This window comes from Nocardiopsis ganjiahuensis DSM 45031 (assembly GCF_000341085.1).
GTDB lineage: Bacteria > Actinomycetota > Actinomycetes > Streptosporangiales > Streptosporangiaceae > Nocardiopsis > Nocardiopsis ganjiahuensis.
In genome coordinates, this window is sequence record NZ_ANBA01000010.1 from 1 (window position 1) to 5,407 (window position 5,407).

Sequence of the window (5,407 nt, forward strand, 5' to 3'; positions counted from 1 at the left end):
GGCTGGAACGGGTGATCGCGGCGGCGCGGGTGGTGGGTGCGCGCACGCACGTGGCGCCCTTCACCGCCGCGGAGTGCGCCGCCCTGCTGGCCGCGGCCGGTTCGGTGGGGGTGGAGATGACCGCGCACACCTGTCCGCACTACCTCTGCCTGCCCTCGGAGTACCCAGGGCCGGAGTCACCGGCACACGCCTGCCGTCCGCCGCTGCGCTCCGACGCCAACCGCAAGGCGCTGTGGAGCGCGCTGCTGGAGCACGACTCCCCGATCCTGACCGTCGGTTCGGGCCACCTGCCCGCGATCGGCCTGCACACCCTGGAGTGGAGCCTGTCGGCGCTGTGGACGGCGGCGCGCAAACGAGGGCTGTCCTTGTCCGATCTGGTCCGGTGGACCTCGCGGACCCCGGCGGAGCTGCTGGGGCTGGGTGGCCGGGGCAGTATCCGGGAGGGGTTCGACGCGGACCTGGTGGCCTTCGAGGACCAGGAGACCCAGTCGGTCCCGGAGTCCGACCCCAGCCCCTACGCCGGGATGCGCCTGACCGGACGGGTGGCCCGGGTGTGGGTGTCGGGGCGATCGGCCCGGGCGGCCTCGGAAGCGCCTCTTGGGGCGGCCGGGGCTGTCGGGGCGACGAACGGAGCGGACTCGACGATCGGGGTCATCGCACATCCACAGCGGTAGACCCGTGTCACACCGCACACAGCTGGCTTACATGCTGTCAACATGGCAGCGCATGGCTATGCACATTGGCGATAGCGTGGATGTGCCTTCGCAGGTCACAGTGGGAGGTATCGATGGCGATACCAGTTGGAGGAACCGTGCGCATCGGCGTGCCCCGTGAGATCAAGAACCACGAGTACCGGGTGGCGATCACCCCTGCGGGTGTCCACGAGCTGACCCGGCGGGGCCATGAGGTCTTCGTCGAACACGACGCGGGCATCGGCTCCTCCATCACGAACGACGAGTACATCGCCGCCGGGGCCAGCATCCTGGCCACCCCCGACGAGGTGTGGGCCGCGGGCGACCTGATCCTCAAGGTCAAGGAGCCCGTCCCGGACGAGTACCACCGCATGCGTGAGGGCCAGACCCTGTTCACGTACCTGCACCTGGCGGCCTCCCGCGAGTGCACGGACGCGCTGCTGGAGCGCGGGGTCACCGGCATCGCCTACGAGACGGTGCAGCTGCCCGACGGTTCGCTGCCGCTGCTCGCCCCGATGTCCGAGGTGGCCGGACGGCTCGCCCCCCAGGTGGGTTCGGTGACGCTCCAGCGGCCCAACGGCGGCCGCGGCGTCCTGATGGGCGGCGTCCCGGGGGTGCGGCCGGCCAGGGTCACCGTGATCGGTGCGGGTGTGTCCGGGCTGAACGCGACCCAGATCGCGGTGGGCATGGGCGCGGACGTGACCGTGCTGGACCTGAACGTCAACAAGCTCCGCCACATCGACGCCCTGTACCGGGGCCAGGTCAAGACGGTGGTGTCCAACACCTTCGAGCTGGAGCTGTCCGTCCTGGAGTCGGACATGGTGATCGGCGCGGTCCTGGTGCCCGGCGCCAAGGCGCCCAAGCTCATCTCGAACGAGCTCGTCTCGCGGATGCGCCCGGGCTCGGTCCTGGTGGACATCGCGATCGACCAGGGCGGCTGCTTCGAGGACTCGCGTCCCACCACGCACGACGACCCGACCTTCGCGGTCCACGACTCGGTGTTCTACTGCGTCGCGAACATGCCGGGCGCGGTCCCCAACACCTCCACCCACGCCCTCACCAAGGACACCCTGCGGTACACGGTGGCCCTGGCGGACAAGGGCTGGAAGCAGGCCCTGCGGGACGACGCCTCCCTGGCCGGCGGCCTCAACACCCACGACGGTGACCTGGTCTACGCCCCGGTGGCCGAGGCCCACGGGATGAAGCACCGGGAGCTCTCCGAGGTACTCGCCTCCTAGGTCGTGTTCCTTGGATCATTTCGGGTTCGCGACCACCAGGCTGCCTCTCGCTGCGCCGATATCACTCGGACGGCCAACCCCAGGCTGACCTCGCTCATCGTCTGGCGAGAGATTGCCTGGACGGCCGCTCACAGTCATCGGCGCAAGCGCCGAGCCCACCGAAAGCATCCGCGGAACACTCCCTAGGGATTCCCGAGCAGGAACACGAGGGGTCGTCCGTCCGGGCGGCCCCTCGGTCGTGTCCAACGGCCGTCGTGGGCGACGCGGCCCCGGCTCCCGCGGGAGGGCACCGAACGGGCTCGTGCGCACCTCACCCGAGGTGGGGCCGGAGACCGCTCCGCGGTCCTCCACCGGCGTGAGCGACGCCATGGCCAAGCCCAGACGAACCGCATCCCATCCGGTCAAAGCCCGCCCGACCTGGGGCCCCTGAGCGAATCAGCTCCTCCGGACGGGGTAGTCGGGCCGGTCGGGCGGGGGTACCGTCGAAGAGTGGCCCCTCCGACCGTGGGGCCCGTGACCGGGGCCCGAACACATGAGGTGGGACTGCAGTGACACACACCGGAGCGGTAACGGTGACCCGGATCGTCGAGCTCGAGCTGGTGCGGCTGCGGCCGTCACTGACCGGGCGCGGTGTCGGCCGGGCCGCTCCGACGCTGGTCCGGGTGTCCGACGGCCAGGTCAGCGGCTGGGGTGAGGTGTCCCGGGCCACCCCCGAGCAATGGGACGCGCTCTCGAACGACTTCGCCCCCGCCCTCCTCGAACACGACTGGCGCCGCCCGACCGAGGTGGCCGACGCCTTCGCGGACCTGCCCTGGGACCCGGCGCTGGTGGGCGCGCTCGACACCGCCTGCTGGGACCTGTGGAGCCGGCAGCGCGCCACCCCGCTGGCACACGCCCTGGGCGGGGAGCGCACCGCGCTCACCGCGGGGGTGACCCTGCCCCGGCAGGTGACCCTGGAGTCGGTGGTCACGGAGGTGAACCGCCAGGTCGGCGCGGGTTTCCGGCGGATCAGACTGGAGGTCGAACCGGGCTGGGACACCGACGTGGTCCGGGCGGTGCAGACCAGTTTCCCGTTCCTGGTCCTGCAGGTGGACGCGGGCGGGCGCTACACCGAGTCCTCCTCCGACCTGGACGCGCTGCGCTCGCTGGACGCCCTGGGGCTGCTGGCGATCGAGGACCCCTTCGCCGCCGACGACCTGGCCGCGCACGCCCGGCTGTCGGCGGAGCTGCGCACCCCCGTGGCCCTGCACCGGTCGCTGTCCTCGGTGGAGGACCTGCGCGAGGCGGTCCAGGCCGAGGCCGGACGCGCCGTGAACGTGGACCCGGCCCGGCTGGGCGGGCTGACCGCGGCCCGGCGCGCGGTGGACCGGGCGGTGGACGCCGGCTGGCAGGTGTGGTGCGGTTCCTCGGCGGTGACCGGGGTGGGCCGTGCGGCGACGGTCGCGCTGGCCGCCCTGTCCGGGGCGAGCCTGCCGGTGGAGATGCCGGGGGCGGGCGGACGCAGCCGTGACCTGGTGGTTCCGCCGGTGCGCGCGCACGACGGCGTGGTACCGGTGCCGTTGGCCGAGAGCGGGCTGGGCCATGACGTCGACCGGGTGGCACTGTCCGGTTTCACGGCACGGACCCTGGTGCTGGGCGCCCGTGCGGGCAAGGACCCGGGTGCCGCCGCCACATAACCGAACACCGTTAGGTAGGGTGGCGCACACCACCGTCCGGTCCCCCCGGAGTGCATCGGACCCCTAACGAACGTGGAGACGTGGTGCGCGTATTCGCCGACATCAACGAGGTCGTCGCCGCCCAGGGTGAACACCTGGGCCACACCGACTGGCTGACCATCGACCAGAGCCGCATCGACAAGTTCGCCGACGCGACCGACGACCACCAGTGGATCCACCTGGACGCGGAGCGGGCCGCCGAGGGCCCCTTCGGCACCACCATCGCGCACGGCTTCCTGTCCCTGTCGCTGCTGGCGCACTTCTCGCAGAGCATCTTCTCGCTGACGAAGAAGCCTCAGATGTCCATCAACTACGGGCTGAACAAGGTGCGCTTCCTCCAGCCGGTCACGGTGGGTTCGCGGGTGCGCGACGCGGTGGAGCTCAGCGAGGTGAAGGAGACCCCCAAGGGCTACCTGGTCTCCACCAAGCACACCGTGGAGATCGAGGGCCAGGAGCGCCCCGCCCTGGTCGCCGAGAGCCTCGGCCTCTGGGTCCCCTGACCGGTTCCCGGTGACGCTTCCCTGTCGAGCGGCAGGCCGGGCAGGTCTGCCGGCCTGCCGCTCGAGTGCTTGATCGGCGACCACCCTGCCTCCGGTGGCGAGGTCATCGCTGTGCGGCCTACCGGACCAGTCGGCGCAGCGCCCGGCGCACCAGGCCCGGCGTGAACCAGCGCAGCTTGCGCTCGGCCCGCTCCGCCCGGCGGCGCAGGCGGTCGCCCCTGGCCCTGGACCGCTCCAGCTCGGCGCGCAGGTGGGAGACCTCCTCGGAGGTCTCCTCCGTGGTTCCCGTCCCGGTCTTCGCGGACGCCGGGGCCTCCAGCTGGGCCTCCTCCGGCCCCGCGGCCCGGATGATGTCCGTCGCGGGCATCCAGTGGACTCCGTGGACGTCCTCCACCACCCGGTCCAGGTCCCGACCGGTGGCACCTGGGGCGAGGTGGCGGGCCCGACCGAAGGCGGCGACCCGTTCCAGGCGCAGCATCCCCTCGTCGGCGGTGAGCGCGCCCGGCATGGGTGCGCACAGCAGTCCGGCCGCGGTCGCGTCGCAGGTGCGGACCAGTTCGGCCAGGGCGTTGCGGTAAGGGCTGGGTCCGGCGTCCAGGTACAACCGGTAGGGCACCCGCGGATCGGTGCTCGGCGCGCTCTCGACGAACCTCACCCTCGGGTCCCCCCGGAAGGTCTCGTGCACCAGGCGCAGGTCCAGGACGTCCTCCTCCAGCGGGGAGCGGCGGTCCTCGTGCAGGGTGCTCCACGGGCCGACCAGCCACAGGCGCAGGTCCGGAGTGGTCCCGGACAGGAGCGCCGAGGCGGTGGTGTCGACGTCCTCCAGGGTGTGTCCGGCCACGTCCAGCACGACGTCGACCAGGGGCACCTCCCACTGCCGCTCGGGGCGCTTGCGCCGCAGGTGGAAGTCGGGCACCCGGTTGGACACGTACGGCATCCGGTAGCGGGTACCGGCGTCCCTCTTCTCCTGCATCTGGGAGCGGCCCAGGTGCCAGCTGCTGGTGTCCAGGTCCGGGACGAACACCGCGCCGCTCTGGGCGACCCGGTAGCCGAACTCGCTGTCGCCGCCCAGGATGAGGGCCGGATCCAGCCCTCCGGCGGCGTCGAACAGGCTCCGGTGCAGGGAACCGGTCGCGCCCACGAACACCTTGAAGGCCTCATGGTGCGCCGAGCGCAGCCGGTCGTGCCGGTCGATGAACCGCTCCACCCAGTGCGGGTCGGCGCTCTCCAGGTCGAAGAGCTTCTCGGCCCGCCCCGCCGCG

General features: G+C 72.0%; 5 protein-coding genes. 4 read left to right on the top strand and 1 reads right to left on the bottom strand.

What is annotated here, in order from left to right:
- The 4 genes from D458_RS33555 to D458_RS0115085 all read left to right on the top strand — a co-directional run.
- A partial coding sequence (locus D458_RS33555; RefSeq protein WP_017587584.1) for a dihydroorotase occupies nt 1-674 on the top strand: 674 nt, incomplete at its 5' end.
- 137 nt (nt 675-811) lie between these two features.
- The gene (ald, locus tag D458_RS0115075; protein WP_017587585.1) at nt 812-1,930 is read left to right on the top strand and encodes an alanine dehydrogenase; all 1,119 of its coding nucleotides are present in this window, start codon (nt 812-814) and stop codon (nt 1,928-1,930) included.
- A 548-nt stretch (nt 1,931-2,478) separates the two neighbouring features.
- Nucleotides 2,479-3,606 carry an enolase C-terminal domain-like protein gene (locus D458_RS0115080; RefSeq protein ID WP_026119325.1) on the top strand — a complete coding sequence of 376 codons (1,128 nt, stop codon included), beginning with the start codon at nt 2,479-2,481 and terminating at the stop codon, nt 3,604-3,606.
- Between the two features lie 83 nt (nt 3,607-3,689).
- The gene (locus tag D458_RS0115085; protein ID WP_026119326.1) at nt 3,690-4,145 is read left to right on the top strand and encodes a MaoC family dehydratase; all 456 of its coding nucleotides are present in this window, start codon (nt 3,690-3,692) and stop codon (nt 4,143-4,145) included.
- 118 nt (nt 4,146-4,263) lie between these two features.
- Here D458_RS0115085 and D458_RS0115090 read toward each other — a convergent pair.
- The coding region (locus tag D458_RS0115090) for a glycosyltransferase family 2 protein (protein WP_017587588.1) at nt 4,264-5,407 on the bottom strand (1,144 nt) is incomplete at its 5' end.